The following is a 25,701-nucleotide window of genomic DNA, read 5'->3' as shown; positions in this document are numbered from 1 at the left end:
TCATGGCACGCAAATAGAGTGGGATAGAGAAAGTATGTCGCCCTTGTTAGGCATAAAAAATTGGCTCGGCCAACGGATAACCAAAAAATCCGGGTCATGGTCGGATATGCTGGCGGGGCTTTCTCTAGCTTCCATGAACATTCCTCAGGTTCTGGGGTATGCGCGTATTGCCGAAATGCCTGCTGTATGCGGGTTATATACAGTGTTGTTTCCGTTAGTGGCGTTTGCTCTGTTTGGTTCATCACGTCACCTCGTGGTGGCGGCAGATTCTGCCACAGCAGCCATTTTTTCCAGCGGCCTGTCAGAAATTGTTTCGCCCGGCAGCGCCAGATATATGGAATTGGTAAGTGCGGTAGCTCTTCTTAATGCGGGGTTTCTGCTGGTTGCCCGCTTATTTCGCTTGGGCTTTCTGGCAGATTTTCTGTCTCGCACTGTGCTGGTGGGCTTTTTGGCAGGTGTAGGTGTACAGGTAGGCCTAAGCATGTTGTATGACATGACAGGCTTGGTCTCGTCCTCTCACAATACACTGGTGCAGGCGATAGGGTTGTTCCAGGGCTTTGGGCAAATGCAAGGCTTAAGTATGGCCATTGCCAGCTTGAGCTGCGTGGTGTTGTTGGCAGGCGCAAGGCAGAAGCCCCATTGGCCAGTAGGCCTGTGTGTTGTGGTTGTAAGTATTTTGTGTAGCTGGGGTTTGGATCTGCAGCATTACGATGTTGCCATTTTGGGCAGCATACGCGGTGGCTTGCCGGCGTTTTCCATACCACTTCCGGGCTGGCATGATATGCTGGCCCTGCTACCTATTTCTGCATCCTGTGTTTTTGTTATTATTGCGCAAAGTGCAGCTACATCACGTGCTTTTGCAAACATGTTTCATGAACATGTTGATGAAAATGCAGATATTGTGGGGTTGTGTGCGGCCAATGCTGCGGCTGCTTTAACCGGCACATTTACGGTGAACGGTAGCCCTACACAAACAGCTATGGCCGTGCAGGCCGGAGCAAGATCACAAAAAGCGCAGCTTGTTTTTGCTGCGGTAACGGCCTGCGTACTTTTGTTTTTTCCAGAACCCTTGCAGTATCTTCCTCGCTGTGTGTTGGGTGCCATTGTGTTTTGCGTAGCCGTGCGGATGATAGATCTTCAGGCGCTTAATGGTATCCGCCAAGAAAGTCCCGGAGAATTCCGTTTGGCGCTGGTAACAGCTGCTACGGTTGTAAGCGTAGGGGTAGAGCAGGGTATCTTTATTGCTATTGCACTCTCTCTGTTTCGGCACGTGCGGCATAGCTATATGCCGCATACGTTGATAATGGCACCAGAAGCCTCCACCGGGATGTTGGAAGCAGAAGCGGTCGCACCCGGAGAGCAAAGTATGCCGGGTATTATCATTTATCGTTTTTGTGCAGATCTGTTTTATGCAAATTGTAATTTGTTTGCAGATGATATCATGACACTGATTTCATCAGCACCCAATCCGGTAAAATGCGTTGTGGTAGATTGCAGTGCAATTACCGATATTGATTATTCAGCAGCACAAGTTGTGCGGGATGTTTTGCAAAGATTACATGCGCGCGGAATAACCGTTTTGTTTGGGCGTGTTGCTCCATTCTTTCTAAAAGATATGGAGCGTCATCATATTACTGCCGTGCTTGGAAAAGAGAATATTTACACACAACTGCATACGGCACTGGCGAGCGCACGCAAGCTATGTGGTAGCGCAAAAGCTTTATAATTTCTGCACACCTTGCCAGATCATGTAGATGGCCACGATAAAAATGATACAGGCAAAAACTGTTGTAAGATGATTGGAAGAGCCTGACATACGGCGGGCTGTGCGGGTACCAAACAGGCTGCCAAGCGCTCCGCCTAAAATGAACAAGGCTGCTAATTGCCAATCTATATAGCCAGAAAGCATATAGCTTAAAGCTGTGCTAAACCCAAAAGCGGAAACGGCAACCAGAGATGTGCCTACGGCATTGAGAATGGGCATGCCGGTAGAAGCAATAAGGCCAGGTACAATTAGAAAACCACCGCCAATGCCAAAAAAGCCAGAAAGCAGACCAGTGCCAAGGCCATAGCCCATAACTTTGGGGGCATTATGCCTGTTGCAACTTGCCCCTTGGCAGCCAACGTTATGCCGCCCGCGGAGCATAAGAATGCCAACGCCAATCATCAGCAGAGCAAAAAACAAAAGCAGCTTTTTGCCATCAACTGTTTTGCCAATGGCTGCGCCAATAAAGGCCCCGGCAACTCCACAAGATGCAAAAATACCTGCGCAGCGCCATTTTACTGTATGATTGCGGGCATGCTGTGCAAGCCCCACCAATGCGTTGATAGCGACAGCCAATGCACTGGTGCCAATAGCTACATGGGGGTTTTTTACCCCCACCAGATAAACCATAAGTGGCACAGCCAGAATGGATCCCCCGCCACCGATTAATCCCAGAGTGAAGCCAACCAGAACGCCAGACATAAGTTCCAGCAGGAGATGGGCAGAAAATAAGGTGAGCATGCGGGGTATCCAGAAAAGATCAGTAAATTTCAGAGTTTGTTGATGGGGATCTTGATGTAGCTGGTGCCATTATCTTCCGGTTCCGGCATGTGTCCCCCGCGGATATTGACCTGCACGGAAGGCATGATCAGGTTGGGTAGAGCGAGCGTTGCATCGCGCGATGTGCGCATGTTTACAAAATCATCTTCACTCACACCTTCATGCACATGCACATTGTGCGCGCGTTCTGCACCCACTGTGGTTTCCCACGCATAGGTATCACGGTTTGGCGCTTTGTAATCGTGGCAAAGGAACAGGCGCGTTTCTGCTGGTAAGGTAAGAAGGCGGCGGATAGAGCGATACAGCATGCGGGCATCCCCACCGGGGAAGTCTGCGCGGGCGGTGCCGTAATCTGGCATGAACAGTGTATCGCCAATAAAGGCGGCATCACCGATAATAAAAGCCATATCTGCGGGGGTGTGCCCTGGAACGTGCAGGGCAATAGCGTTCAGGTTGCCCAGCTTGAACTGTTCACCATCTTTAAAAAGATGATCAAACTGAGATCCATCACGGGCAAATCTGGTATCGGCGTTAAAGATTTTGCCAAAAACTTCCTGCACCTGCACAATGTTGGCACCAATACCCAATTTGCCGCCCAGCTGTTCCTGCAACCACGGCGCAGCAGAAAGGTGATCAGCATGCGCATGTGTTTCTAGTTGCCATGCAACCTGCAACTTTTCAGCGCGTACATAATCTACAATTTCTTGGGCAGAATCGTATTTAATGCGGCCAGAAGCCGGATCATAATCCAATACGCTATCAATTACGGCAGCTGTGAGGGTTTGTGGATCATGCACCACATGGCTGGCCGTGAAGGTTTTTTCATCAAAAAAGGTTTTTACAACAGGCCGTTGTTCGGGGTGCTGCACAGCCATCAGAATCTGCTGGGTGGCTGTGGCGATAGCTGGATCTGACATAAGGGAAACTCCCAACAGTTTATTATTTTAAGTAAACATGAATATACACTTTAATTAAGAATGAAAGCGTCTTGCGTCAAGGGAAAGAATGCGCGTAAACACTGCAGCTATGAATGACCGCATCATAGATACCAGTCAGTTGGAGCCGGTAGTGGCCGCACCCAGAATTGGAGACATGGCTCCAGATTTTATGGCGCGGACAACCCAAGGCATGCTTACGTTAAGTGCATTGCGTGGGCAGTGGGTGCTGCTGTTTTCGCATCCGGCAGATTTTACGCCGGTTTGCACCAGTGAGTTTATTGCGTTTGCACAAGCTGCTTCGCAATTTGCTGACATGAATTGTGCATTGGTGGGCCTTTCCGTGGATAGCCTGCCCGCGCATCTTGCATGGATTGAGGCCATACGGGAAAGGTTTGACGTAAGAATTCCTTTTCCTGTGGTGGAAGATCCCTCCATGGCCATTGCACGTGCCTACGGCATGCTGGACCCAACAGCCCGCAATAGTGCAACGGTGCGCAGTGTGTACATGATTGACCCACAAGGTATTGTGCGTGCCACAACCTGTTACCCCATGACTGTGGGCCGTTCTGTAGCAGAATTGTTGCGTTTGCTTGCGGCTCTTCAACGAGTGGATGAAGGGGACGTGCTGACACCAGAAGGCTGGACGCCCGGAGGGAATGTGGTGTTGCCTACAGCGCAAACCCAAGATGCTGTCATGCAGGCGGGGCCATCGTGGTTTATGTGTTTAAAGCCTGATCAGGGGCGATAAGCTCATGGTGGAAATGTCTTTAGATGAAGCAAAGCAGTTGGTGGAGCAGCTAAAGCTGTTTGCTCAGCCGCAGCGGCTTATGATTCTGGATGCGCTTTTGCAGCATGGGGCGCTGGCTGTGGGAGAACTGGAAAGCAAAACCGGGATTGGCCAGCCGACTCTGAGCCAGCAGTTGGGCACGTTAAGGCGTTCTAACCTGATTGTGCCACGTCGCGAATCGCGGACGATTTACTATAGTTTGCAGAGCGAAGATGAAGCCTTGCGGGTAAGGATTCTGATTGGTCTTTTAAAAGGTGATAAAGGCCTGCTGTCCGCCACCCATGAAATTGCAGATAAGCTCGGGACAAAATCGACCAAAAGAAAAGACCAGATCCTTCGGGAAGAAGGCGCGCAGTTTGCTTTTGTGCAAACACCACAGCCACGCCGCTTCTAAAACCAAAAATTAGCATGGATTCTCCTAAGCATCGGTGCAAATGGGCGTGTGGAAACATGCTTTTGCGTGATTACCATGATGCTGAATGGGGTAAGCCCATCAAGAACGCACGCAGCTTATGGGAAATGCTGGTGTTGGAAAGTTTTCAGGCTGGGCTTTCATGGAATACAGTGCTGCAGAAGCGCGAAAATTTTCGGAAAGCTTTTGCAGGGTTTGATCCTGAAAAAATCGCGCAGTTTACAGAGCACGATGTGCAAAGGCTGATGCAAGATGCTGGCATTATCCGCTCGCGCCGAAAAATAGAAGCCACCGTTAAAAATGCACATGCTTATTTGCAGATGCAGGCAGAAGAAGAGGATTTTGCAGATTTTGCATGGGGTGTGGCGCAACAAAACCCCGTAAAAGCAGAACACCCTCATGCACTTGCGCAAACGCTAGCTTCACAGGTTCTTTCCAAGGAATTGAAGAAGCGTGGTTTTTGCTTTGTGGGGCCGGTCATTGTTTATGCATGGATGCAAGCAGCAGGCATGGTAAACGGGCATGAACCAGATTGTTTTCGGTATCACGCCTGCGATTGATTTGATAAGCCTCGTGAAATGGCTGTCCTCAGGCGTATTGCGGAAAGCAAAATTATAACTGAGGCAAAACATGACAAAAAATGTAATTCAGCAGCGTGTTGAATGGGCGAGGGAAGGAAAGTTCCCTCAAGTTATCGGGCGTATGCCTTCAGGTTGGCTTATTGTAGCCGATACACAGCCTGTACAAGGTTATTGCCAGCTTTTGTCAGACCCTATTGTGCCAAGCCTGAATGACCTGCAAGGGCAGGAACGTATGCAATATTTGGCAGATTGTGTAACGGTAGGTGATGCCCTGCTGAAAGCCACGGGTGCTGCCCGCATTAATTATGAGACATGGTGTAATCAGGAGCCTTCGCTCCATACCCATATTGTGCCGCGTTATCTGACAGAAGCGGATGCCGTAAAAACCAAGCCTGTTTGTGTAGGCTATGCGGGCATTTCTGCACGCCTGTTTGATCTGGAGCAGGATACAGCTTTTATGGAAGAGATGCGGAAACTTCTGGATATCCAGCCATAAAAGTTGCTTTGCCTTGGGAGGGTTTATGAGCGCGCCAATAACGATATACGGAATTAAATCCTGCGATACGATGCGTAAGGCCATGAAGTGGCTAGAGGCGCACGGTGTAGCATATGACTTCCATGATTATAAAAAGCAGGGAATAGATACCGCTACACTCAAGCAGTGGGCACAAAATGTTGGGTGGGAAAAGCTTTTGAATAAAGCTGGCACCACGTTTCGTAAATTGTCTGATTCTGAAAAAGAAAATATTGATGAACCACGCGCATTGGCGCTTATGGTTGCTTATCCTTCCCTTATAAAACGGCCTGTTTTAGAAGCGCAGGGAAAGATCACGGTTGGCTTTAAGCCAGAAATCTATGCAGATTTATTTGCGAAAAATTAAATAGCACGGAAATATGGGGCGTATGAAACGCCCCATATTTTTGATCAGTGATTATTCCTGATCAGGTGCAGCTGCGGAGTTCAGCTGGATGTAGCGTTCAATGCCAATCTGCTTGATCAGATCAAACTGACGATCCAGGAAGTCTTCGTGCTCTTCTTCGTTTTCAAGGATCTTCAGTAGAAGATCACGGGAAACAAAGTCACGCACGCTTTCGCAGTAGGCAATGCCTTCACGCAGATCAGCCAGAGCTTTTTCTTCCAGCTTCAGGTCGCATTCCAGAATTTCCTTCACGTCCTGACCAATCAGGATGGTGTTCAGGCGCTGAACGTTGGGCAGGCCACCCAGATACAGAATGCGTTCGATCAGCCAATCAGCATGACGCATTTCTTCAATGGATTCTTCGTATTCTTTCTTGCCCAGCAGGGTAACGCCCCAGTGGCGCAGGGTGCGTGCGTGCAGGAAGTACTGGTTGATAGCCGTCAGCTCATTTGTCAGCTGCGTGTTCAGATGTTCGATAACCTTAGGATCTTTTACCATGATACGATTTCCAGATTTTGATGGAGGTTTGTGAGGTCTTTTTACGGATATTTCAGGCACAATGCAATCAGAAAATCGTTAAATATCAAGGAGTTTTAATAAGTAATTCTTATTCGCAAATGTTATTAGTGTTTTTTGTTGTCGAAACAGCATCTTATGTATGTAGTGTCCATTATAACATTTCTGTTATTTGGTTTGTGAAAGTTTAGGTGTGTCATCTAAAGGTAAATGAGCGCGTATTTCTTGCGAATAGTATGCATCTGGCGTTGCGCCCTCAGGCCTTTGTATGCGGCTTAGGCGTTTAAGGGTAGGGAAGTCATACTGCGTGTTTAAGAGCCCCAAATCATAAGCTAGGGATGCTGTATAGCCACTTAGCAACACGCGCCAGTCCAGCCGATAATGCAGTTGTGCACCAGCGCGGGAGAGAATTTCTGTTGTGCAGTTATCTGTAAGTGTATTGTACCAACGCGGGTGGGAATGTAGGAAATGAATTTCCGAAAGATAGCTTTTAAACAGGCGCTCACGTGTTTGCGGTGAAATGAAGAGCCGGTAAAGATAGACGCGCTCCTTACGGATATCTGTGCGCACGCCAATCAGATCCTGCTCATCTGCAGTCACGTAAAACATTTCATAATGATGGAAAAAGCCAGCAATCGCAGAATAGGGGAAACGCTTTTGCCTGCGTGTTTCAATAGATATCGCAAGGTGGCGCCCATCCTTGAACCCAAAGGTAAGGAAAACATGGGCAATGCTTTCTCCCGCCCAATAGGAGGTGATCATATCTACGGATGAAAGGTCATCCAGATTATATGTGGCATCGTAATAATGTGGCGTATAATCCGTTTCTGTTTTGTATTTGAAATTGCGTATGTTTTGAATGTGCACTGTTCGACCGGTCAAAATGGCATCAGCCGGCAGCGCATATTCTCCCGCCCACTCTCGATGATTGCGAGGAGGATCAGTTAAATACCATATTGCAAAAATAGCACATAAAGCAGGAATGGCAGGGCGGCGAAGCCGTGCAGGAGCAAAAAAGAACGCACCTAACACAAGCAGCGGAAAGACAATGCTCAGGCCTAAGCGTAGAATATCTGGTGTTAAGGTAGAATAATAAAATGCCGCAGCTGAGTAGAGGCTGAATAAGCATACGCTTGCCGCTTTTATCCAAAAAATCCAGCCATGCGTGGAAGAATTATGAGGAAGCTTGCTCATGGGTGTACCGGGGGGGTGGTTGGCTGATACTCACCGCCAATACGTGTGATATTTTGTTTGTTCATATCCCCTGTTTCTGGCGCTCCCGGGGTAAGGTGTGCCAGATGTTCCAGCAGAATGCGCCGCACCTCTGCGATGGTGATTGGGTTGGACTGTGTGGAATGGCCAGAATGCCGCACAACCAGTTCGGAATCAGCATAAGGAACATGTGCGCTGCGGTATTTTACCACGCCATCATCGGCTGTTGCTAAGGGGCCATCCCCCAAAACCGGAATAATGGAATGTGTGCGCACTTCCGGCACAACAGGTATGGAGGCAAGAGAGCGGATAAAAGCACTATGAGGTGTCATGCCATAGACGCTGCCCATACGCCACGAGCTCATATTTACGCGTATTGAACCGGACTCTCCAGCAACAACTTGTTGCATCACCTCTGTCAGACTAACGGGAAATGTTACCATACGGCCTACAAGATGCGCTAGAGAAAGTGCAGCCAGGTAACTTCCGTGTTGTGGTGTAGAAATAAACACAACTTGCTGCACCTCAGGCAACGGTTTTGGAAACAGGGTTTCTTGCAAAAAGCTATGGGCTTTTGGGGTAAGGTGTAAACTGTTGAAAGGGTGATGCGTGAGGCCATTCCAGAGTTTATCCTTGGGGTCTATCACTTGCATTTTTGCTAGAAGGCCACCTTGGCTATGGCCAATAAGCACCATATGCCCAAGCGCGGGATCGGCCTGCGTGCCACCGTTGTTTTGAATGGCAGCTTCCAGAGCCTGGCGAAGTTGGAAGGCAGAGTAAGGGATAGGATTGCCCGTAGCGTAAGAAAAAAACCAAAATTCAAAATGGGCGCGGATTTGAGGATCTTCCAGAAGATCGTTCACCATATCAGCCCATCGTCCCGGGCTGGAAGCTGTGCCGTGAACAAGCACAACAGGAATACACCCATAGCGGTGAGGTTCTATGGCAATAAGCTGAGGTTTGCGGCCGTTATCAAAAAAACGACCGTCCAGAAAACCTTTGTACTCGCTAGACCAATCTACAGCATTGCTAAGGCTCAGCGCGCGCGAGGCTGTTTGATCATACTGCAGGGGGATGGGTGTTTTTTTTGCTATGAGAATATGTCCCTGATCATCCAACGCTGTTAGAGTCAGATGTCCAGAAATATGATCGGAGAGAACTTGCCTACGTGGATCAGGTATTTCCATAAACAGGCTGACAGGGATGCGCAATTTGTCCGTCACGGTAAAGGACGATGGGGCACGGCCATCTACATGCGGAATAGCGGCTAGAGGTTCGCCCAGCCCCATATGACTATAAATATTTTTAACGCCATTTACGGTCAGGCGTGCTGTGGGGCGAAAATCGGTTAATTCGTAACCATGCCATATATGTTCTGCCGGGTTTGATGAAAGATCCAGATCACCAAATGGCAGTACCCAGTGTTGAGCATTCACATTGGCGGGTGATCCTAAGGCCTCTGTCAGGCTGAGCATATAAAGATCACACGCTTGCCGAAAATGTGGATCATACGGATCGGGATGGTCCGATGTTTTATCCGCTGGGTTGAGGTACGCATATGCATACATGGCAGCAGCCATGAAATCTGTGCGAGACTTATGTTTTTTGCCACGTAAGTAGCTGAGTTCAGCCAACGCAAAAAGCTGGTCATTTAGATCTGGTGTGTAAAATTGGTCTTGCGTGCTTTTACGCAGGATATCAATGGCGGCACTTGGGTGTGCTTGCCATATGCCCAACAAGTTTTGGCGTTCCAACACAATCCGGGTGGTGTTGCTAAGGATTGTCCCGTTAAGGGCCGTATGAGTACGGTCCAGATAAGCTTCTGTCAGACTGAGTTGCTTGACAGATACAGGAGGGGTGCATCCTGTAAGGGCCAGAAAAACAGCAATGTAACAAGCTTTGTGATTTAATTTTCTTATAAATCTTATAGAAAAAACAGACATTATGCTTTCCGGAAGAACACGCCCAAGCGTTAAAATATGCGGCGGAACTTACGATGTTCACGAGTATGTGGCAAACAGAATGAACAGAAAGAGAGTTCTCTAAAATATTGGAAGATATTATGCGCAATATGCCAGCATTACGTGTTGTTTTATTGGGAAGTTGTATGCCTGATAATGTGCGTAAAGGGTATATACCAAAAAAAGATGAAATAATAAAATTTCAATTACCCAAGTTATTTCAGGAAAACATTTTAGAAAAACAGAATATTACACGTATTTTTTGTGCGCCTGATATTCAGATTTCTCCAGAACGTTTTTTTTCTAAATATAGTATTGAATTAGAACCAAAGTTGGAAAATAGGAATTATGGCATTTGGGCCGGACAACAGTTAAAAAATTTGTTGGTGGAAGATCAGGTGCAATTCATGAACCCCACATATTCTCCAAATGGGGGGGAAAGTATGTGCGCGTTTCATATCAGATTAAAATCCTGGCTTGATAGCCTATTTAATAAAGCTCAAAATCAAGATACATTCTTGGTTATAGCTTCACCTGTTATCATACGTGCTTTGAGTGCATGTATTCTAGCTGATGAGATAAAAAATTCGTTTCATATTCTAAATAAATTAGACATTTATCCGGAAAGCTGGAGTGTTTTTTCAGGTAGAGCGGGAAAGTGGCGTATTCTCACACTTTCTGCTCCATTTTGAAGTCATAAGGTGGAATTATAAAAATATCCGTAAAATTTTTGTTTGTTAAGAATAATCATTCACGATGTGGTGACATTTTGTGATATATTATATAAATATATATAAATAATTTCAGTATAAAATTCTCCTTAATTGAAAATTAAATACCTAATATCAATAGGTTAACATATATTTTCTGATAGAAATAAAAGATATTTTCTTGGATATGGAATATCTTTTTTATATGAAAGACCGCTGTTTCATATATTGGACATTTGTCAGGTTGAGGGTGTTAGCTAAAAGCCGTTTTTTGAGGCTATTCCGATAGGAGTGACTAAACCCATGACATATACAGTCGGCATGTATCTTGCTGAGCGTCTTTCTCAAATCGGATTAAAGCACCACTTTGCCGTAGCCGGCGATTTCAATCTGGTTCTTTTGGATCAGTTGCTGGCGAACAAGGAAATGGAGCAGGTTTACTGCTGTAATGAGCTAAACTGTGGATTTAGTGCAGAAGGTTATGCTCGCGCACATGGGGCAGCTGCAGCTGTTGTTACCTTTAGCGTAGGGGCTATTTCTGCCATGAACGCTATTGCAGGTGCTTACGCAGAAAATCTGCCTGTTATTTTGATTTCAGGCTCACCCAATAGTAATGATTACGGCACAGGCCGCATTCTGCATCATACTTTGGGCACAAATGATTATACCTATCAGTTGGAAATGATGCGGCATGTAACGTGCGCGGCAGAAAGCATCACTGATGCCGCATCTGCTCCGGCTAAAATTGATCATGTTATCCGCACGGCCCTGCGTGAACGCAAACCAGCATATGTTGAAATTGCTTGTAACGTATCTGATGCAGAATGTGTGCGTCCTGGTCCGGTATCGTCTTTGCTGGCAGAATTGCGAGTAGATGATGTCAGCCTAAAAGCTGCGGTAGAAGCTTCCCTCAATTTGCTGGAAAAATCTCAGCGTGTGACCATAATTGTAGGGAGCAAAGTGCGTGCTGCACATGCACAAACACAAACAGAACATCTGGCAGATAAGTTAGGCTGTGCTGTTACTATTATGGCAGCAGCAAAAAGCTTTTTCCCAGAAGATCACAAAGGTTTTCGTGGTCTGTATTGGGGAGATGTGTCTTCACCTGGCGCGCAGGAACTGGTTGAAAAATCTGATGCGCTTATCTGTGTCGCGCCCGTCTTTAATGATTACTCCACAGTAGGTTGGACAGCATGGCCCAAGGGTGACAATGTTTTGTTGGCAGAGCCCAACCGCGTCACTGTGGGCGGCAAAACATACGAAGGTTTCACGTTGCGTGAATTCCTTGAAGAGCTGGCAAAGAAAGCCCCCAGCCGTCCGTTAACGGCGCAGGAAAGTCAAAAACACACGCCAGTTATCGAACCAGCCAAAGCAGATGCACGCCTGACGAATGATGAAATGACCCGTCAGATCAATGCAATGCTAACATCAGATACCACTCTGGTTGCTGAAACAGGTGATTCCTGGTTCAACGCCACACGTATGGATTTGCCGCGTGGCGCACGTGTTGAGCTGGAAATGCAGTGGGGGCATATTGGTTGGTCTGTGCCGTCGGCTTTTGGGAACGCCATGGGTTCTCAGGAACGCCAGCATATTCTTATGGTAGGTGATGGATCATTCCAGCTAACTGCGCAGGAAATGGCGCAGATGGTGCGTTATAAGCTGCCAGTCATTATCTTCCTTGTGAACAATCGTGGCTACGTTATTGAAATTGCTATTCACGATGGTCCGTATAATTACATCAAAAACTGGGACTATGCCGGTCTGATGGAAGTGTTCAATGCTGAAGATGAGCATGGCTTGGGCATGAAGGCCACTACAGCAGGTGAACTGGCAGAGGCCATCAAAAAAGCCAAAGCAAATCGTGAGGGCCCAACCATTATTGAATGTCAGATTGAACGTTCTGATTGCACCAAAACATTGGTGAAATGGGGCAAGAAGGTTGCTGCAGCTAACGCCAGAAAGCCTCAGGTTTCCTGATACTTTGAGAGTTGAAATCTAGAATATTTATCCCCTCTTCTTTTTGTAAAAGAAGAGGGGGTTATTTATATGTATTTATTATACAATAAATTTTACAAATATTGTTACAATCAATAGGTTTCAATTTATTTTTTATAATCGGGTTGTTCCCTGTCCAATTTACGGCGCAGGGCTTTCCAGATCATTTGGCCCTGATCGGGGTCTGTATCAAACTGGCTTTTGGTGCGCAGAATTTTTTCTTCTGAAGGTATATGTAGCGGCACCCCGGTAGATTGAGCAGCAATCTGGATTTTGCAGGCCTGTTCCATGTAATACATACGGTAAAATGCTTGCGCTACAGTGCTGCCAACGGTTAACAGGCCATGGTTTTGCAGAATGATGGCATTGCGAGATCCAAGATCGCGTACAAGCCGTTCACGCTCGCTCAGGTTATCATCCGCAGCAATACCTTCGTACGCATGAAAAGCGACAGCACCGTAAAATTCGATGTTAATCTGGTTAAGTGGCAGAATGCCTCTATCTTGCGCGGCAATCACCATGCCTGGAACGGTATGCGTGTGCATGACACATGCCGCATCGGGGCGGTTGGCATGTATGGCGGAGTGAATGACAAAACCGGCCGGATTTATGGCCCAACTGGTTTCCTGCTGGGGAATGCCATCAGCATCTACAATCACCAGAGAGCTTGCTGTGATTTCTTCAAACAGCAGGCCATACGGGTTGACCAGATAGCGATGTCCGGCATTGGGAAGCCGAACGGAAAGATGGGTATAAACAAGATCAGTCATGTTGAAATGCGCCATCAGCCGATAGGCGGCTGCCAGGTCTTCCCGCAGTTCCTGTTCTGTTTGCTGTGTTGTCATTTGTAAAACCTCCTTAAAGGTCTGCTACAATTTGTATTCAGGCGGCAGAGTTGCGTTTGAAGTGCCCAAAAGTGGCTGTTTTACGTGCTCCTTTTGGTAATTGCAGTTCGCCCTTTTCAACCTTTTTAACCAGATATTGATATGTTTGCAGAGCCTGGGCCCACATGTGCTCGCCAATGGTTATGGTTTCATAAGAAGCATCATCTTTTTTTGCAAAGGCAGGAAGTGGGCGAATCTGAGTGTGATAGTCACAGGCATAAAATAGTGGAAAAGAGTAACGTTCTTCAGAAACTTTTCTAACACGGTGTGCTGTGGCCACAAATTCTCCGGCCGTCATCACTTCCAGCATATCACCAATATTCACAACAAATGCACCCGGAATTGGCGGCGCATCAATCCAGTCTCCGTTGCCGTTCATCACTTCCAGGCCGGGTTTATCCGCCAGCAGAATTGTAAAACACTCGTAATCCGTGTGGGCGCCAATACCTGGGGCGTCTTGTGCATCAGCATCGTAAGGATAGTGGATCATGCGCAATTTGGAGGGGGGAAAATTTGCAACTGTATCAAAGTAGTTTTCGTTTAACCCCAATGCGAGGGCAAACCCGCGGAAGAGTGTGCGACCCAGATCAAAAACAGCGCGGTAATAAGCTTCTGCAGCGGAGCGGAACCCCGGAATATCTGGCCAGTTATTGGGCCCCAGCAAGGGTGTTCCTGCCTGCACCAGAGGATGGTTGGCAGGTACTTCATATCCAATATCAAAGGCTTCCTTATGGTCTGGCCGTCCAGCAGAATAGACTTCTTCTCCTTCAGGCACGAACCCTTTATGAGTGGCAGATGTGCCTATGTAATATTCCATCTTTTTTTCAAATGGTTCGGCAAAAAAATCACGTGCAGCCTTGCGCACGCCTTCAATCAGATCAGCACCAACATTATGGCCGGAAATGTAAAGAAACCCGACATTACGGGCCGCATCTCCCAATTTTTCTGCTACAGCCTTACGCTCTGCAAGGTCAGAGCTATATAATTTGCTGATATCAATAACCGGAATACTGGTAAAAGTTTCAGTGGTCTTGGAAACAGACATCAACCCAATTCCTTCTTGTTGCCAGAATCTGACATGACATGTTGAAAATGTTCGTATTCTGTCTGGCCCGTCCAGACATTGAGTGACCAGAGGTCTGCTACGGGCATGTTGGTAAATGGCAAGGTATGCAAATAGCCATCAGGCCCACATTCTGGGGTCATTGTGGTGGTGGTGTATCCGCGCGTGCGCTGGCTTTGCCATATCTCTTGCCAGATATGCTGATGGAAGCGTAGGGCAGGGGCATATTCAGGAGCTGCTGGATGAGGAGCCTGAGGGCCCTGATCATATCCTACACGTGCCTGAATGTGATGAACACGGCTTATGAAAGGGGAGAAATCATCTGCCGGATCATTCAGTAACCGTTCACAGCAAACAACCCAATGGCTAATGTCAGCAGTAAAGAGCACATCTGGAAGTTGCCTGATAACATCAAGTGTAATCCAGGGTGTTGCCAGAATGCGGGAGCGATGTGTTTCAAAACAACACATCATATTTGCTGCACGACATATTTCCTGCGCAGATGCTATGAATTCAGCTTGTTTGTGAGCAGGCCATCGATCATTTCCTCCTAAAATATTAATAAATCGACGCGGATTTCTCACACTTGAGGCAATTTCGGGTCATTTTGTAGAATTCAGTCATCCCACAGGAGCCCGATCTGGAATATTGACGATATTCTGCTTCTGGCGGCGGGTTCTGAACGCAGTGAGGGTGTCACGGCCTGAGAAGGCAGTGTTGGTGGAAGCTATGTGGTCTGTGCACTGTCTGTTTCTTCAGATGGCCTGCCGGAGCCTTCGCAATCGTGCATGAGCGAGGGCGAATTCATGCTGACAGGGGAACATGTCCGGCATGGACAGGACAATCCGACGGACGCTGAGCGTTACACGTGTCGCGATTTTGAGCAGCCGTGCGCGTATGGTGCCACAGGTCGCCGTCTCCAGGCTGGTCTGGCCAAGGGCCAGTCTTTGCAGAGCGGTCAGCAGGACATAGGCTGCGGCCGAGAACCACAGCCGGAGCTGGTTGGCCCGGATGGTGTGGGACGAGGTCCTGTCTGAGAACAGATCCATCTGGCATTCCTTGATGCGGTTTTCCATATCCCCGCGTGCGCAGTAAATCTGTTCGTAGAGATGGCGGGGGTCGGACATTCCCTGCGGTAGGGTGGTGACAATGAAGCGATGATAGCGGTTGCCGTGGCGCCATTCGGCCTTGGCCACGACCCGCCTGCGGCGCGTCCAGCTGTCCTTTGTGATCCAGTCAAAGGAGGCGAAACCGCGCGCAGCTCTGCCTGTCGTGGCGGCTTCGTCACGAACCTCAGCGGACAAAGAGGCAATCCGGTCATACAGGCGGGTGTTGCCTGCAAGCCCGAACAGGAAGTCAACGTGGTTGTCTTCGCACCATGTCATCAGACTGTCCCGGGCGAAACCGCTGTCCCCACGCACCAGGATACGCACCCGGGGCCAACGGCTCCTGATCTGCTCGACGATCCGGCGGATGTCTGCCAGTGCTTCCTTCCCCGGGTCCCTGTCTGCCGTGCGCAGGGTAGCGCTGAGGAGATGGTCCCCGCAGAAGACATACAGGGGAAGATAGCAGTTATGGCCGTAATATCCATGAAAGGCGCGGCCTTCCTGATGGCCATGGATACGGTCATCGGTGGCATCCACATCCAGAACGATCCGGGCGGGTGCGTGCTCATGCTGGTCAAGGAAGAGCGTGACGAACAGGGTAGCCAGGGCCTCATGATCAGCAATGATCCGACAGTAACGATCTGCCTTGTGCCCACTGCGCTCCAACCGGTTCAGTGTAGATTTGCCAGCCAATGCTGCGCAGTTTGCCCGGCCTCCTGACAGACGACCCGAGGCCAGACCAAAGATCAGGTCATGCCGCAGGGCATCGTGATCATTGAGATCTTCATAGCCCAGTGCCAGGCCCATGATCCGCTGACGGACAAGGTCTTCAACCCGGTATTCCACAAAGCCGGGATGCCGCTTATCGCGAAAACAGGCAGCAAAGCGGCGGCTGAGCCCCAGAATGTCATCAGCCTGCTTCACCAGAATGACGCCCCCATCCGAACTCATGCGACCCCCGTCAAAACGGGCCACAACACGCCGTCCACAGGAGGCTGGAAACTCATACGCGCCTGCGCTACACTCTGTCTGCATCGGGTTTTCTTGATGATTATGGAAATTTCTTTTCTACAAAACAGACTTTTTCATAATCTAACCCGATGTACAACCCTTCTGTGAGATTTCCGCGTCGAGGGTTCATAAGCGATGCGCGGTCTATGGCATCATGCAGATCATCTAGATGATCCTGCACTGTTGCACTCTGCCGCGGAATAACGCCTCCACCTGTCATGGCAATAGCAATGAAGGGAGCGCCTTCTCCCTGTAAAATGGCAGCACATTCCTGAGCCTCTTCATGAGTTGGAGGAATACGTGCCTCCAACCCCACAAAACTGGCTTTGCGTGCTTCTGCCAGAGGGATATCCCATCGGCGGCTATCCCCCCACAATGTGCGGAAAAGTTCAAGTTTCATAAGCTCTTTCCCGGTTTCTTGTGTAGTATTCAGAAGTTGTAGTGTAGGTCACAGCCAACCCAGCGTGGTGTCTGAATATACTGGGCGCGGTTATCATCACTGCCGGTGAAGGAATAGGTTGTGCCATGCTTATTCTGCAGATTGTCAACATATACGGCAGCAGTCCACTTGCCGGTTTTGGGGCCGAATTCCATGCGGAGGCCAAGGGAGCTGATCTTGCTGGATTTGGCGTTGGGGTCCCCCAGAGCAACCCACATGTTGTCTTTCCATGTGTAGCTGGCTTGTAATGTTGTACGGTAAAGGCCCATGTCGATGCCATAACGGGCAACGGCGCTCCATGAAAAACGCGGCGCGAATGGCAAAGGCGAATTATGCGTAACGGGAGGATCTAGCGGTAGCCCATTAATGGAACCTACAGGGCTTTTGGCCTGAGCATCCAGATAGGCAAATGATCCGCGCAGATCTAGATTGGGGACGAGATTATGCAGCGTGCTGGAGAGTTCTCCCCCACGAGTGCGTGCCCGGGAAATTGTGCCCAGTGTAAGGGAGTTTGATCCATCTGGCATGGGCGCGAAGAAAAGTGTCTGCCGATTATGATATTCGTAGTCAAATAAAGAACCTTCCACAACAAGCTTGTTATGCAGGAGGGAGGATTTGATCCCAACTTCATACGCAATCAGGTTTTCAGGCTTTACGTAATCCAGAGCAGATGTGGCGGCCACGGGGCCTGCAAAATATGTGCCTGGCTTATAACCATTGGAAATGGTGCCATAAGCGTAAGTGCCAGGTACAATTTGGTAGCGCAGGCCAACACGCCCGGTAAAACGATGATACGCGTGAGTAGTGTCCAGAAAGGTTCTTTGCTCACCTGTCTGAACATTGTGTGTGCCACCATTAAAGCCGCGTTCATCGTAGGAAAGGCGGCCGGATGCAATGAAATCCAGCTTTTTGGTGATATTGGTAACTGTGTTGACGTACAGGCCTGTAGACAGGTTTTGCTGAGAAAACTGGTCTCTCAGCCAATATGGTGGTGTGGCAGACAAGGAATTGCGGAAGCTTGTGTAACTGCCATCAATTTTATCATAGGACTCATAAACACCTACGGTCAGATGGAGAATTTTTGCAAGATTCATGCGCAGGTGCATGTCGTGTGATTGCGCGATGGATGTATCATTCCAACGATAATCACCATATTCGTTGGATGTGCCATCGTAGTTGTCGTAATCATCACGGCGGTAGAAATCTATGCCGGTGGTGGAGGTGAATGTGCCAAAGTTGAAGGCTTTGGTATAGGCAACAGAAACACCGCCTCCATTTTCATTACGTTTAGCAGGGTCTTTTCCGACATTGACAGCATTGGCGTGTGGATGTGGCCCTACACCATCTACGGGATCCAGATCTTGCGGAGACATCGGGGTACCTTTGTCTCGTGTATAATGCAGATTCAACAATACGGAGGAAGTGTCATCTATCACAAACTTGGTCAGGTTGCGGATAGATAGCAGATCCTGCGATCCATAGCGTGCACCGGTTCCAACATCTTTTTGCCAGCCATCACCCTTTACGTAGTTAAAGGCTGTGCGATTGTAAATTTTGTTGGTGATGGGTACGTTTACAGCAAACCGACCACGGTTTGTATTATAGCTGCTATACCCCCATTCTGCATAACCTCCGAATTTATCAGAAGGCTTTACAGACTGAATATTGACCGTTCCACCTGTAGAGCTACGCCCCATATCAAAGCCTTGCGGCCCTTTTTCCACCGCAACATTTTCTGTATCGAGCATTTGGCCATTATAAAATACCGGATACGGTGCCAGCAGCCCATCCAGATAAATGCCAATTCCCCCCATGTTTGTGCCGATATAGTCATCCAAACCAACACCACGGATAGAAAAAATGGGTGTTGAACCGGAAGTGGCGTTTACTGCCGTAACACCAGGCGTAAATGCGGCAATATCCTTTGGGCTTTCAATGCGCAGTGCACGCAGTTCCTGGCCACTCATAACGTTCACCGTGCCAGGGGAGGACAGATAACGGTGTGTGTGGGAGCGTGTTACCTCCAGCTGTTCAGTAGAACCCATGTGTGGGGCGGTATTTTTACGGCGTGGCGTAACGACTGCATGCTTTCGTCCAGGAGAGACAGAATGCGCCGAAGCAGGCTGCGTGCTAGCGGTGGGTGTTGCTGTAGCAGCCAAAGAAGATGTTGATGCCAGAAGCAGGCAGGGCAGGGTTGGCAGTGAGATATATGCTGGAACAACGGCCAGAAAACGGAAGGACCGATGTAAAAAAGATGATTTCATGCCCGTATTCCTGTTTCATTCCTATTGGAACCGGTTTCTGGGGCGCGAAGACAACCGGCTTTTCATTTCTATTTGACAATGAAATTGGGTCGCCTTCGTTTAGGAATGACTCAAGCATACTTTTTCTGATTGATATTGAGATGCTGTTCAGTAACGGAGCATCTGGTTCAGAAAATTTTGTGCACGATCCGTTTGTGGTGCTGTAAAAAAAGTTTCTGGAGGCGTAATTTCCAGAATTTTCCCTTGATCCATAAAGATAATATGGTCTGCAATACGGCGGCTAAACGCCATTTCATGCGTTACGCATACTGTTGTAATACCCTGTTCAGCCAGTTCATCTATAATGCTTACCACACCTACAATCGCTTCGGGATCAAGTGCCGCGGTAGGTTCGTCAAATAACATCACTTCTGGCTGCATGCATAGTGCTCGGGCAATCGCAACGCGTTGTTGTTGCCCACCAGAAAGCTGAATAGGGTATTTATCTGCCTGATCGGGAATGCCCACCTGATTGAGATAGCGGCGGGCAAGATCTGTGGCCTCAGTGCGTGTCATGTGCCGGACGCGCATGGGGGCCAGAATACAGTTTTCTAAAACACTTAAATGTGGAAACAGATTATAGTTTTGAAAAACCATACCGACCATACAGCGGAGTTGGATAGGATCTGTTTTGTCATTAATCAACTTGCCGTTGATTTTAAGCGTTCCGCTATCGTGGGGCTCAATGCGGTTTAATGTGCGGATAAGGGTAGATTTTCCAGATCCAGATGGCCCCAGAATAACAATTTTTTCCCCTTTTTCCACATCAAAGTCTAAGCGGTCAAGCGCTACAAACTCTCCAAACAGTTTGCTCATGCTGCGCACGGAAATCATGGGGGTGGTTGTGGATTCATGCTGCATTAGACACAACCTTTTTGCGGTCAGACCAGGTGAAGCGTCGTTCAACCCGTTTTTGAAGGAAAAGGAAAAAGAAGACCATGACCAGGTAATAAACCAGAGCCGCAGCATAATATTCTGTAAAGGCAAAGGTCCGTGCAACCTGTATTTGTGTCACGGCCAGAAGTTCTTGCAGTGAAATAACAGAGGCAAGAGATGTAATTTTAAGAAGATTGATAAACTCGTTGATGGTAGGCGGCAGAGCAATACGGAATGCTTGCGGAAAAATAACGCGCCAATAAATATCACGTCGGCTTAGTCCAAGTGCGCTGGCGCCAAGTTCCTGCCCCGGATCTACGGCGCTGAGTGCGGAACGGTTGATTTCCACCTGATAAGCAGATTCATTGATGGAAAGGGCCAGAACTGTCGCCAAAAAGGGCGTAAACCATTGTTCACGAAAAATGGGGAAAAACTGCGGCACAGCGTTCCAGATGAAAAGAAGCTGCAACAATGTTGGGGCGGCACGAAAAAGAGCGACATATCCTTCCAGAACAATTTTGAGAACAGACCGTTGAGGATTGTTGAGTGCAATGGCAATCGGCACGGACAAAGTGATGGCGATGATGTGAGAAAGGAGGGCCACGGTTAATGTAATCAGGGCGCCATGGAGAAAGGCGCGGGATGTCAGCGCAGAAAAAAAGGCATTCCAATCAAATATCGAGCCAGAGGAAGACGCATCTGCCCCTTGTTTTGTGGACTGATCGGTAATGGACCATTTGTTGCGTAGTGTCGCCAGTGTTCCATCTGTTTCCAGCGCAGTGATTGCTGTTTGGAGCAGTTCCTGATCCTGCTTGTTCTGGCGCAGGTAAATGGCAAAATGTCGGTAATCCGGAATATCCGGGGTCAGAAGGATGTGTAGTTTGCCCTGAAGCTGCCGCATGCGAAAAAAGATTTCAACATCCTGGCTGACAAATGCAAAAACCCGCCCAATAAGAACCTGCTGTACAACCTGTTCTTCGGTTGGATATTGCTGGATAATCATAGGGGCTTTGCCTGCAGCAACCAGGGCATCGTTTATGACGCCAAGGCGGGTCACATAGCTTGTGCCAGATTCTACAGCGACATCCTTGCCAGACAACTCATCCATACTGGTCAGAACAGGAGTATTTGCACGTCCTGCCACCACCAGCGCCGTATCCTGATAGGAAACCGCATCAAAGCTTTTCTCTCGCGGGGGTGTGCGGATAATGCCACTCATGACCAGGCCACAACGTTGGGCGCCCAGACTGGGGAATAATCCTGTAAAATCCATGGTAACAACGGAAAGTTGCGCATGCCAGCGTGTGGCCAGAAAATGTGCAACGTCAATATCAAACCCTTCCGGATGTGTGACATCCTGCCCTTTCACGAAGGTCATGGGGGGAAGGGTCGGGTTGGTGCAGATGGTCAGTGTGCCATCATGTATAAACGAAGGAAGTTCTTCGGCTCGTGCTGATCCCAGCTGGCCTGAAGCCATAAAAAGGATGCCGAGCAGCGCGATAACATGCTGGAACCACTGCATGAGTGGCTGATGGGGGAAAAAGCGGGACATTAATATGACGCTTCCAGTAAATTACGGAATGTTTCGACCATCAGGCTGGTTTCGGGAGACATGCGAGCCAAAAAATGGCAGCAGGTTATAAGGTGCAGATCATTAAAGGTAATCCGGCGTAGTAATTTTTGCGCCACAAGAGGTGCTGCAAAAATTTCCGGCAAAAATCCAATGTAACTGCCAGACAGGATAAGAAGAGCGCGTGCATCTACTTTGTCCGCCTTGGCATGGTAGGTGAAATGCGGGCGTATTTCTTCCCATGCTTTGGATGTTGCAGCATCGGCAACGCTGATCATGCGCTGGCTGGTGAGCACATCAAGCGTGATTTCTTTTTCAGGCATATGAAAGAGAGGATGCCTGGCGCCGCAGAACAGGAAAGATGATTCTGCCACCAGTGGACGGCTGCCTAAAGGGGCCTCTCCCTGGGCGTAAAGGGCAATGCCAGCCGTAGCCTGCCCGTTTATAACCGCCACTTCCACTTCCTTGGTTGCAGCAGAATGCAGGTTCATAAATACGCTTGGGTGGTTTTGTGTGAATGTATGAATGGCTTTTACAAGCGGTGTTTCACCGTGGGTCTGTATGTTGTCGGGCACATACAGGTTGAACGTGCCGCTTAACATACCGCTGGCTTGGTTCACCTGCTGGCGAAACTGTTCAAGATTAAGAAAAAGCGCATGTGTTGCCTCCAGCACCTCACGCCCTTCATCTGTCAGTGCAAAGCCACTTCGTCCGCGTAGGCAAAGGGTGATCCCCAGACGTGTTTCTAAGGCTGAAATGTCCAGACTGATAGAAGACTTGCTTTTCCCCAGGGTTATTTCAGCGGCGCTGAACCCACCCTGTTCTGCCACAGTATGAAAGACACGCAGAAGGCGCAGGTCTATTTCCGAAACATGCCCTTGAAACCCACGCGGCCTTTTTCTGGGACGGGGTTTTTTATGGCTGCTTCCTATCATGGTTTGAATGCTCCTGCTGGGTGGGGCGTCAGGATAAAGATGGAGGAAACTGTCGGAGGATCCTTTGGCTTGATTAACAAGGCTCTATTGTTTCTTATAAGGAATGATTATGGCGTGTAAAACATGGGCTGTGAAGAGCGAACTGCGGACAATTATCAACATGTCGGAGGCAGAAAGCGGGAGAAAGGCGGTTTTCCGGGTGATTTGAATATATTTGTGAAAAAACTAAAGTGAACTCTTGTCCGTTCGTATTCGGATTGCAGTATCTCTCGGATAGTCTGTGCTTGAAACAGATACCTTGAGGAATTTCAAGACATGGCTGCAAACAGGTGGTTTATAGACAGCGAAACCGGCGTGCTGGCAGACGTTCTTTTGTGTCCGCCTGATTATTATGAATGGATTCCAAGTAACGATATTGCTATTCAAACAATGGCGCATGGTGGAAACATAGATCGCACCGCCTTGCGTACTCAGTTTGATGAACTGGTTTCAACGCTTAAAAGCGAGGATGTGTCCTGCCATTTCTTGGTGCCGCATGAAAACATGCCGTACGAAGTTTATACGCGAGACAGTTCACAAACCACACCATTTGGCACTGTTGTTACAAATCTTTCCCGCCCGGAACGTGTAGGAGAGGAAAAAGAAATCCGTTCTTTTTACGCACCGGATGAAATCTGGCGCACATGTACCGCAGGGCGTATTGAGGGCGGGGATATCCATATCATTCGCCCTGGTTTGCTAGCCGTTGGTGTAAGTGGCGGCCGGACGGATGCAAAAGGGGCGGCCGAATTCATCAGCTGGTTTGAAGAAGCTGGCTGGACCTGCCGCATGATTCACTTTCCAGAGCATTTTCTTCATCTTGATGTCATTTTCTGCATGGTTGCGGAAAACCTTGCGATTGCTGCCGTGGATGTGTTGGATGAAGCTGATCTGGAATGGTTCCGTGAACAGGGCATCCGTATTCTGCCGGTAAGCTATCGTGAGGCCATGCGGGATATGGGGTGTAACGTACTGTCCTTGGGGAAAGACAGGGTGGTAAGCCCACGTCACTCCGTGCGTATCAATCAGATGTTGCGCGCTGAAGGGCTGACAGTTCTTGATCCAGAACTCAATCAGTTTTCCCGTGGTGGCGGCAGTATTCATTGCATGACCATGCCTTTGCGCAGGCAGCCATTGTAAAAGCTTTAGGGATTTTACAAAGAAAGGAATAGCAAATGCCTGCTCGTATTGTAATCAGCGCAGATGGCCACGAGGTCTTTGAAAGCTGGCGGCAGGCTTTTGCTACGGTTGCGCCTGGTCTTCCTATCTGCTCATGGTTTGACCCTGCGTGGCAATTGCAGCCTGATGATTATGCCTTGGTCTGGAAACCAGAACCAGAGCATGTGGAATGCCTTGCCCATATGAAAGGCATTATATGCACAGGAGCAGGTGTTGATCATCTGCTTTCCTTGCCGGATTTTCCGCAGGATGTGCCTTTGGTGCGTATGGGCGGGGAGCAGACAGCCCGCCTGATGGCGGATTATGTGCTGTGGGCAGTCATCAGTCTTCTCAGGGGGGCTCGCACATGGGCTCTCCAGCAACAGCACGCTATATGGCGCAATAATGTATGCAGCCGCACATCCGATACAACCAGAGTGGGCGTGATGGGCCTTGGGCATCTTGGCGCTTTTGTTGCGCAGGATCTGGCCAGGTTTGGTTTTTGTGTCTCCGGATGGAAACGTCTGCATTCTGATGTGGAAGGCGTAACAGTCTGGAGCGGTAGAGAGAATCTGCCCGGATTTTTGGCCGAAGTGGATGTTCTGGTAAATCTGTTACCAGCAACGCCTGCAACAGAAGGGCTGATTGATTCTGACTTTTTCCAGCATCTTCCAAAAGGTGCAGGATTTGTAAATGTTGGCCGTGGGAAACACGTTGTACAGAAAGATCTTCTGAAAGCACTGGATGATGGCACGTTATGTGGTGCCGTGCTGGATGTTGTTACGCCCGAACCATTACCCGCAGAATCTGCCTTGTGGCAGCACCCACGCGTAATACTTACGCCGCATGTTGCATCTGAGGCATCACGTGAAATGCAGGCCCGTTACGCAGCGAATGTGGTGGCATGCCTAGGGCCTGTTAGGGCTTGATCCAGTCTGCTGCGGCAGCGATGTGGATGACCGCGAGGAACGACGTTGCTGTTTTTTCATATCTGGTTGCGACAGCGCGCCACTCCTTGAGGCGAGCCCAGAGGTTCTCAACGAGATGCCGACACCGATAGGCCCATTTGGGGCAGGCGACCGGGCCATCGCGTCGTTTCGCAGGAATGGCTGGCCGTGCTCCCATGTCCCATATCCGTTCACGCATGGCGTTCGACGCGTAGCCCTTGTCCGCTACTACCCACAGGGGAGTGGCGGGAAGGCTGTCGAGCATGGCTGGTGCCAGAGGCAGTTCATGAGCCTGTCCAGGGGCCAGCGCAAAACCGAAGGCTTTTCCATGTCCATCAGCGATCACGCAGACTTTTGTGCCATAGCCGCCGCGAGAGCGGCCAAGTGCTTCACGATGGTCTCGCTCTTCGAAAGAGGCCCCTTTTTTTGGGCTCCCGCCGCTTTGTGGTGAGCCCTGATGTTTGTGCCATCCAGAAAAGTCATTCCGAATGCCACTCCCTGTTGTTCCTGAACCAGTGCGAGCAGCCGCTCCCATACGCCGAGCTTCGCCCAGCGGATGAAAAGCTGCGCAGCCCGCCACCACGGACCCAGTTCAGCGGGGATACTCCGCCATTTCGCGCCATTCTCATGACGCCAGAAAATCGCTGCTATCGTCCGCCGCAGATCATGTGGCGGCGTCTTGCCCCTCGGGCGAACCTCCTCAATCAGAGGTTCCCAGATCGCCCATGTCTCGTCCGTAAAGGTGCCTGTTCTGTCTCCTTCTTCCATCCCTACAATATGGGAAGAAATT

Annotated in this window: 25 protein-coding genes; 10 read left to right on the top strand and 15 right to left on the bottom strand. The window is 49.0% G+C overall.

What is annotated here, in order from left to right; translation table 11 throughout:
• The first annotated feature begins 34 nt into the window (after positions 1-34).
• Positions 35-1,726: a SulP family inorganic anion transporter gene (locus ABNV41_RS09690; RefSeq protein ID WP_050818585.1), complete on the top strand. Its 1,692-nt coding sequence runs from the start codon at positions 35-37 to the stop codon at positions 1,724-1,726.
• On the opposite strand, the gene ABNV41_RS09685 is transcribed toward ABNV41_RS09690, so the two are convergent.
• Both ABNV41_RS09685 and ABNV41_RS09680 read right to left on the bottom strand, forming a co-directional pair.
• Positions 1,721-2,506, bottom strand: coding sequence for a sulfite exporter TauE/SafE family protein (locus ABNV41_RS09685; protein WP_050818584.1), 786 nt, complete (start codon positions 2,504-2,506; stop codon positions 1,721-1,723). The two genes, ABNV41_RS09690 and ABNV41_RS09685, sit on opposite strands and share 6 nt — an antisense overlap.
• A gap of 29 nt (positions 2,507-2,535) precedes the next feature.
• On the bottom strand, positions 2,536-3,462 hold the full coding sequence (locus ABNV41_RS09680; RefSeq protein ID WP_050818583.1) for an MBL fold metallo-hydrolase: 927 nt from the start codon (positions 3,460-3,462) through the stop codon (positions 2,536-2,538).
• Between the two features lie 88 nt (positions 3,463-3,550).
• On the opposite strand from ABNV41_RS09680, the gene ABNV41_RS09675 reads away from it, so the two are divergent.
• The 5 genes from ABNV41_RS09675 to ABNV41_RS09655 all read left to right on the top strand — a co-directional run bounded on the left by ABNV41_RS09675 (position 3,551) and on the right by ABNV41_RS09655 (position 6,144).
• Positions 3,551-4,231, top strand: a complete 681-nt coding sequence (locus ABNV41_RS09675) for a peroxiredoxin (protein WP_050818582.1) — start codon at positions 3,551-3,553, stop codon at positions 4,229-4,231.
• A 4-nt stretch (positions 4,232-4,235) separates the two neighbouring features.
• The gene (locus ABNV41_RS09670) at positions 4,236-4,664 is read left to right on the top strand and encodes a helix-turn-helix transcriptional regulator (protein ID WP_050818581.1); all 429 of its coding nucleotides are present in this window, start codon (positions 4,236-4,238) and stop codon (positions 4,662-4,664) included.
• Positions 4,665-4,678: 14 nt separating this feature from the next.
• Positions 4,679-5,242, top strand: a complete 564-nt coding sequence (locus ABNV41_RS09665) for a DNA-3-methyladenine glycosylase I (RefSeq protein ID WP_050818580.1) — start codon at positions 4,679-4,681, stop codon at positions 5,240-5,242.
• 70 nt (positions 5,243-5,312) lie between these two features.
• Positions 5,313-5,759 carry a hypothetical protein gene (locus ABNV41_RS09660; protein ID WP_349934635.1) on the top strand — a complete coding sequence of 149 codons (447 nt, stop codon included), beginning with the start codon at positions 5,313-5,315 and terminating at the stop codon, positions 5,757-5,759.
• Between the two features lie 25 nt (positions 5,760-5,784).
• Positions 5,785-6,144, top strand: a complete 360-nt coding sequence (locus ABNV41_RS09655) for an ArsC family reductase (protein ID WP_050818578.1) — start codon at positions 5,785-5,787, stop codon at positions 6,142-6,144.
• 51 nt (positions 6,145-6,195) lie between these two features.
• On the opposite strand, the gene bfr is transcribed toward ABNV41_RS09655, so the two are convergent.
• The 3 genes from bfr to ABNV41_RS09640 all read right to left on the bottom strand — a co-directional run bounded on the left by bfr (position 6,196) and on the right by ABNV41_RS09640 (position 9,854).
• A complete protein-coding gene (gene bfr / locus ABNV41_RS09650; protein WP_003624713.1) occupies positions 6,196-6,681 on the bottom strand; it encodes a bacterioferritin in 486 nt (161 codons plus the stop codon).
• Positions 6,682-6,867: 186 nt separating this feature from the next.
• A complete protein-coding gene (locus ABNV41_RS09645) occupies positions 6,868-7,893 on the bottom strand; it encodes a DUF4105 domain-containing protein (protein WP_050818577.1) in 1,026 nt (341 codons plus the stop codon).
• Positions 7,890-9,854 carry a triacylglycerol lipase gene (locus ABNV41_RS09640; RefSeq protein ID WP_050818576.1) on the bottom strand — a complete coding sequence of 655 codons (1,965 nt, stop codon included), beginning with the start codon at positions 9,852-9,854 and terminating at the stop codon, positions 7,890-7,892. The genes ABNV41_RS09645 and ABNV41_RS09640 overlap by 4 nt, the downstream gene beginning before the upstream one ends.
• 119 nt (positions 9,855-9,973) lie before the next feature.
• Between ABNV41_RS09640 and ABNV41_RS09635 the strand changes: the two genes are divergently transcribed.
• On the top strand, positions 9,974-10,564 hold the full coding sequence (locus ABNV41_RS09635) for a histidine phosphatase family protein (RefSeq protein ID WP_349934634.1): 591 nt from the start codon (positions 9,974-9,976) through the stop codon (positions 10,562-10,564).
• A 321-nt stretch (positions 10,565-10,885) separates the two neighbouring features.
• Positions 10,886-12,562 carry an alpha-keto acid decarboxylase family protein gene (locus ABNV41_RS09630; protein ID WP_050818574.1) on the top strand — a complete coding sequence of 559 codons (1,677 nt, stop codon included), beginning with the start codon at positions 10,886-10,888 and terminating at the stop codon, positions 12,560-12,562.
• Positions 12,563-12,687: 125 nt separating this feature from the next.
• Here ABNV41_RS09630 and ABNV41_RS09625 read toward each other — a convergent pair whose 3' ends face one another.
• The 9 genes from ABNV41_RS09625 to ABNV41_RS09585 form a co-directional block, all read right to left on the bottom strand.
• Positions 12,688-13,425: a class II aldolase/adducin family protein gene (locus tag ABNV41_RS09625; protein ID WP_050820036.1), complete on the bottom strand. Its 738-nt coding sequence runs from the start codon at positions 13,423-13,425 to the stop codon at positions 12,688-12,690.
• Positions 13,426-13,462: 37 nt separating this feature from the next.
• Complete coding sequence (locus tag ABNV41_RS09620; RefSeq protein ID WP_050820035.1) at positions 13,463-14,509, bottom strand: isopenicillin N synthase family oxygenase; 1,047 nt, start codon at positions 14,507-14,509, stop codon at positions 13,463-13,465.
• Positions 14,509-15,000 (bottom strand): hypothetical protein, encoded by a 492-nt coding sequence (locus ABNV41_RS09615; RefSeq protein WP_349934632.1) that lies wholly within the window; start codon positions 14,998-15,000, stop codon positions 14,509-14,511. The genes ABNV41_RS09620 and ABNV41_RS09615 overlap by 1 nt, the downstream gene beginning before the upstream one ends.
• 282 nt (positions 15,001-15,282) lie before the next feature.
• Positions 15,283-16,668, bottom strand: coding sequence for an IS1380-like element IS1380A family transposase (locus tag ABNV41_RS09610; protein ID WP_012812390.1), 1,386 nt, complete (start codon positions 16,666-16,668; stop codon positions 15,283-15,285).
• Positions 16,669-16,684: 16 nt separating this feature from the next.
• Positions 16,685-17,044: a hypothetical protein gene (locus ABNV41_RS09605; RefSeq protein ID WP_349934631.1), complete on the bottom strand. Its 360-nt coding sequence runs from the start codon at positions 17,042-17,044 to the stop codon at positions 16,685-16,687.
• A 29-nt stretch (positions 17,045-17,073) separates the two neighbouring features.
• Complete coding sequence (locus ABNV41_RS09600; protein ID WP_087651980.1) at positions 17,074-19,347, bottom strand: TonB-dependent receptor; 2,274 nt, start codon at positions 19,345-19,347, stop codon at positions 17,074-17,076.
• Between the two features lie 147 nt (positions 19,348-19,494).
• The gene (locus ABNV41_RS09595; protein WP_050820032.1) at positions 19,495-20,247 is read right to left on the bottom strand and encodes an amino acid ABC transporter ATP-binding protein; all 753 of its coding nucleotides are present in this window, start codon (positions 20,245-20,247) and stop codon (positions 19,495-19,497) included.
• Complete coding sequence (locus ABNV41_RS09590) at positions 20,237-21,814, bottom strand: ABC transporter substrate-binding protein/permease (RefSeq protein WP_080986819.1); 1,578 nt, start codon at positions 21,812-21,814, stop codon at positions 20,237-20,239. Before ABNV41_RS09590 ends, ABNV41_RS09595 begins: the two co-directional genes overlap by 11 nt.
• Positions 21,814-22,767 carry a LysR family transcriptional regulator gene (locus tag ABNV41_RS09585; RefSeq protein ID WP_050820031.1) on the bottom strand — a complete coding sequence of 318 codons (954 nt, stop codon included), beginning with the start codon at positions 22,765-22,767 and terminating at the stop codon, positions 21,814-21,816. The genes ABNV41_RS09590 and ABNV41_RS09585 overlap by 1 nt, the downstream gene beginning before the upstream one ends.
• Before the next feature lie 315 nt (positions 22,768-23,082).
• On the opposite strand from ABNV41_RS09585, the gene ABNV41_RS09580 reads away from it, so the two are divergent.
• Both ABNV41_RS09580 and ABNV41_RS09575 read left to right on the top strand, forming a co-directional pair.
• Complete coding sequence (locus ABNV41_RS09580) at positions 23,083-23,946, top strand: dimethylarginine dimethylaminohydrolase family protein (RefSeq protein WP_050820030.1); 864 nt, start codon at positions 23,083-23,085, stop codon at positions 23,944-23,946.
• Between the two features lie 35 nt (positions 23,947-23,981).
• Entirely contained in the window at positions 23,982-24,893 is a 912-nt protein-coding gene (locus ABNV41_RS09575) for a glyoxylate/hydroxypyruvate reductase A (protein WP_050820029.1), read from the top strand.
• On the opposite strand, the gene ABNV41_RS09570 is transcribed toward ABNV41_RS09575, so the two are convergent.
• Positions 24,883-25,679 (bottom strand): IS5 family transposase gene (locus ABNV41_RS09570; protein ID WP_082779839.1). Its coding sequence is split into 2 segments (ribosomal slippage): positions 24,883-25,340 and positions 25,340-25,679, totalling 798 coding nucleotides; the frame shifts between segments, so codons are not numbered across the junction. The genes ABNV41_RS09575 and ABNV41_RS09570 overlap by 11 nt on opposite strands.
• Positions 25,680-25,701 lie beyond the last annotated feature (22 nt).

It is taken from the genome of Acetobacter sp. A11-2, from assembly GCF_040208445.1.
In the GTDB taxonomy this organism is placed as follows: Bacteria; Pseudomonadota; Alphaproteobacteria; order Acetobacterales; family Acetobacteraceae; genus Acetobacter; species Acetobacter oryzoeni.
Note: the sequence above shows the minus strand (reverse complement) of the source record. Positions and strands in the feature narration are given on the sequence as shown.

What these genes read in the sequence shown, in the direction of transcription:
- ABNV41_RS09690 (WP_050818585.1), top strand. Translation starts at nt 35, where the DNA reads ATGTCGCCCTTGTTAGGCATAAAAAATTGGCTCGGCCAACGGATAACC.
- ABNV41_RS09685 (WP_050818584.1), bottom strand. Translation starts at nt 2,506, where the DNA reads ATGCTCACCTTATTTTCTGCCCATCTCCTGCTGGAACTTATGTCTGGC.
- ABNV41_RS09680 (WP_050818583.1), bottom strand. Translation starts at nt 3,462, where the DNA reads ATGTCAGATCCAGCTATCGCCACAGCCACCCAGCAGATTCTGATGGCT.
- ABNV41_RS09675 (WP_050818582.1), top strand. Translation starts at nt 3,551, where the DNA reads ATGCGCGTAAACACTGCAGCTATGAATGACCGCATCATAGATACCAGT.
- ABNV41_RS09670 (WP_050818581.1), top strand. Translation starts at nt 4,236, where the DNA reads ATGGTGGAAATGTCTTTAGATGAAGCAAAGCAGTTGGTGGAGCAGCTA.
- ABNV41_RS09665 (WP_050818580.1), top strand. Translation starts at nt 4,679, where the DNA reads ATGGATTCTCCTAAGCATCGGTGCAAATGGGCGTGTGGAAACATGCTT.
- ABNV41_RS09660 (WP_349934635.1), top strand. Translation starts at nt 5,313, where the DNA reads ATGACAAAAAATGTAATTCAGCAGCGTGTTGAATGGGCGAGGGAAGGA.
- ABNV41_RS09655 (WP_050818578.1), top strand. Translation starts at nt 5,785, where the DNA reads ATGAGCGCGCCAATAACGATATACGGAATTAAATCCTGCGATACGATG.
- bfr (WP_003624713.1), bottom strand. Translation starts at nt 6,681, where the DNA reads ATGGTAAAAGATCCTAAGGTTATCGAACATCTGAACACGCAGCTGACA.
- ABNV41_RS09645 (WP_050818577.1), bottom strand. Translation starts at nt 7,893, where the DNA reads ATGAGCAAGCTTCCTCATAATTCTTCCACGCATGGCTGGATTTTTTGG.
- ABNV41_RS09640 (WP_050818576.1), bottom strand. Translation starts at nt 9,854, where the DNA reads ATGTCTGTTTTTTCTATAAGATTTATAAGAAAATTAAATCACAAAGCT.
- ABNV41_RS09635 (WP_349934634.1), top strand. Translation starts at nt 9,974, where the DNA reads ATGCGCAATATGCCAGCATTACGTGTTGTTTTATTGGGAAGTTGTATG.
- ABNV41_RS09630 (WP_050818574.1), top strand. Translation starts at nt 10,886, where the DNA reads ATGACATATACAGTCGGCATGTATCTTGCTGAGCGTCTTTCTCAAATC.
- ABNV41_RS09625 (WP_050820036.1), bottom strand. Translation starts at nt 13,425, where the DNA reads ATGACAACACAGCAAACAGAACAGGAACTGCGGGAAGACCTGGCAGCC.
- ABNV41_RS09620 (WP_050820035.1), bottom strand. Translation starts at nt 14,509, where the DNA reads ATGTCTGTTTCCAAGACCACTGAAACTTTTACCAGTATTCCGGTTATT.
- ABNV41_RS09615 (WP_349934632.1), bottom strand. Translation starts at nt 15,000, where the DNA reads ATGATGTGTTGTTTTGAAACACATCGCTCCCGCATTCTGGCAACACCC.
- ABNV41_RS09610 (WP_012812390.1), bottom strand. Translation starts at nt 16,668, where the DNA reads ATGCAGACAGAGTGTAGCGCAGGCGCGTATGAGTTTCCAGCCTCCTGT.
- ABNV41_RS09605 (WP_349934631.1), bottom strand. Translation starts at nt 17,044, where the DNA reads ATGAAACTTGAACTTTTCCGCACATTGTGGGGGGATAGCCGCCGATGG.
- ABNV41_RS09600 (WP_087651980.1), bottom strand. Translation starts at nt 19,347, where the DNA reads ATGAAATCATCTTTTTTACATCGGTCCTTCCGTTTTCTGGCCGTTGTT.
- ABNV41_RS09595 (WP_050820032.1), bottom strand. Translation starts at nt 20,247, where the DNA reads ATGCAGCATGAATCCACAACCACCCCCATGATTTCCGTGCGCAGCATG.
- ABNV41_RS09590 (WP_080986819.1), bottom strand. Translation starts at nt 21,814, where the DNA reads ATGTCCCGCTTTTTCCCCCATCAGCCACTCATGCAGTGGTTCCAGCAT.
- ABNV41_RS09585 (WP_050820031.1), bottom strand. Translation starts at nt 22,767, where the DNA reads ATGATAGGAAGCAGCCATAAAAAACCCCGTCCCAGAAAAAGGCCGCGT.
- ABNV41_RS09580 (WP_050820030.1), top strand. Translation starts at nt 23,083, where the DNA reads ATGGCTGCAAACAGGTGGTTTATAGACAGCGAAACCGGCGTGCTGGCA.
- ABNV41_RS09575 (WP_050820029.1), top strand. Translation starts at nt 23,982, where the DNA reads ATGCCTGCTCGTATTGTAATCAGCGCAGATGGCCACGAGGTCTTTGAA.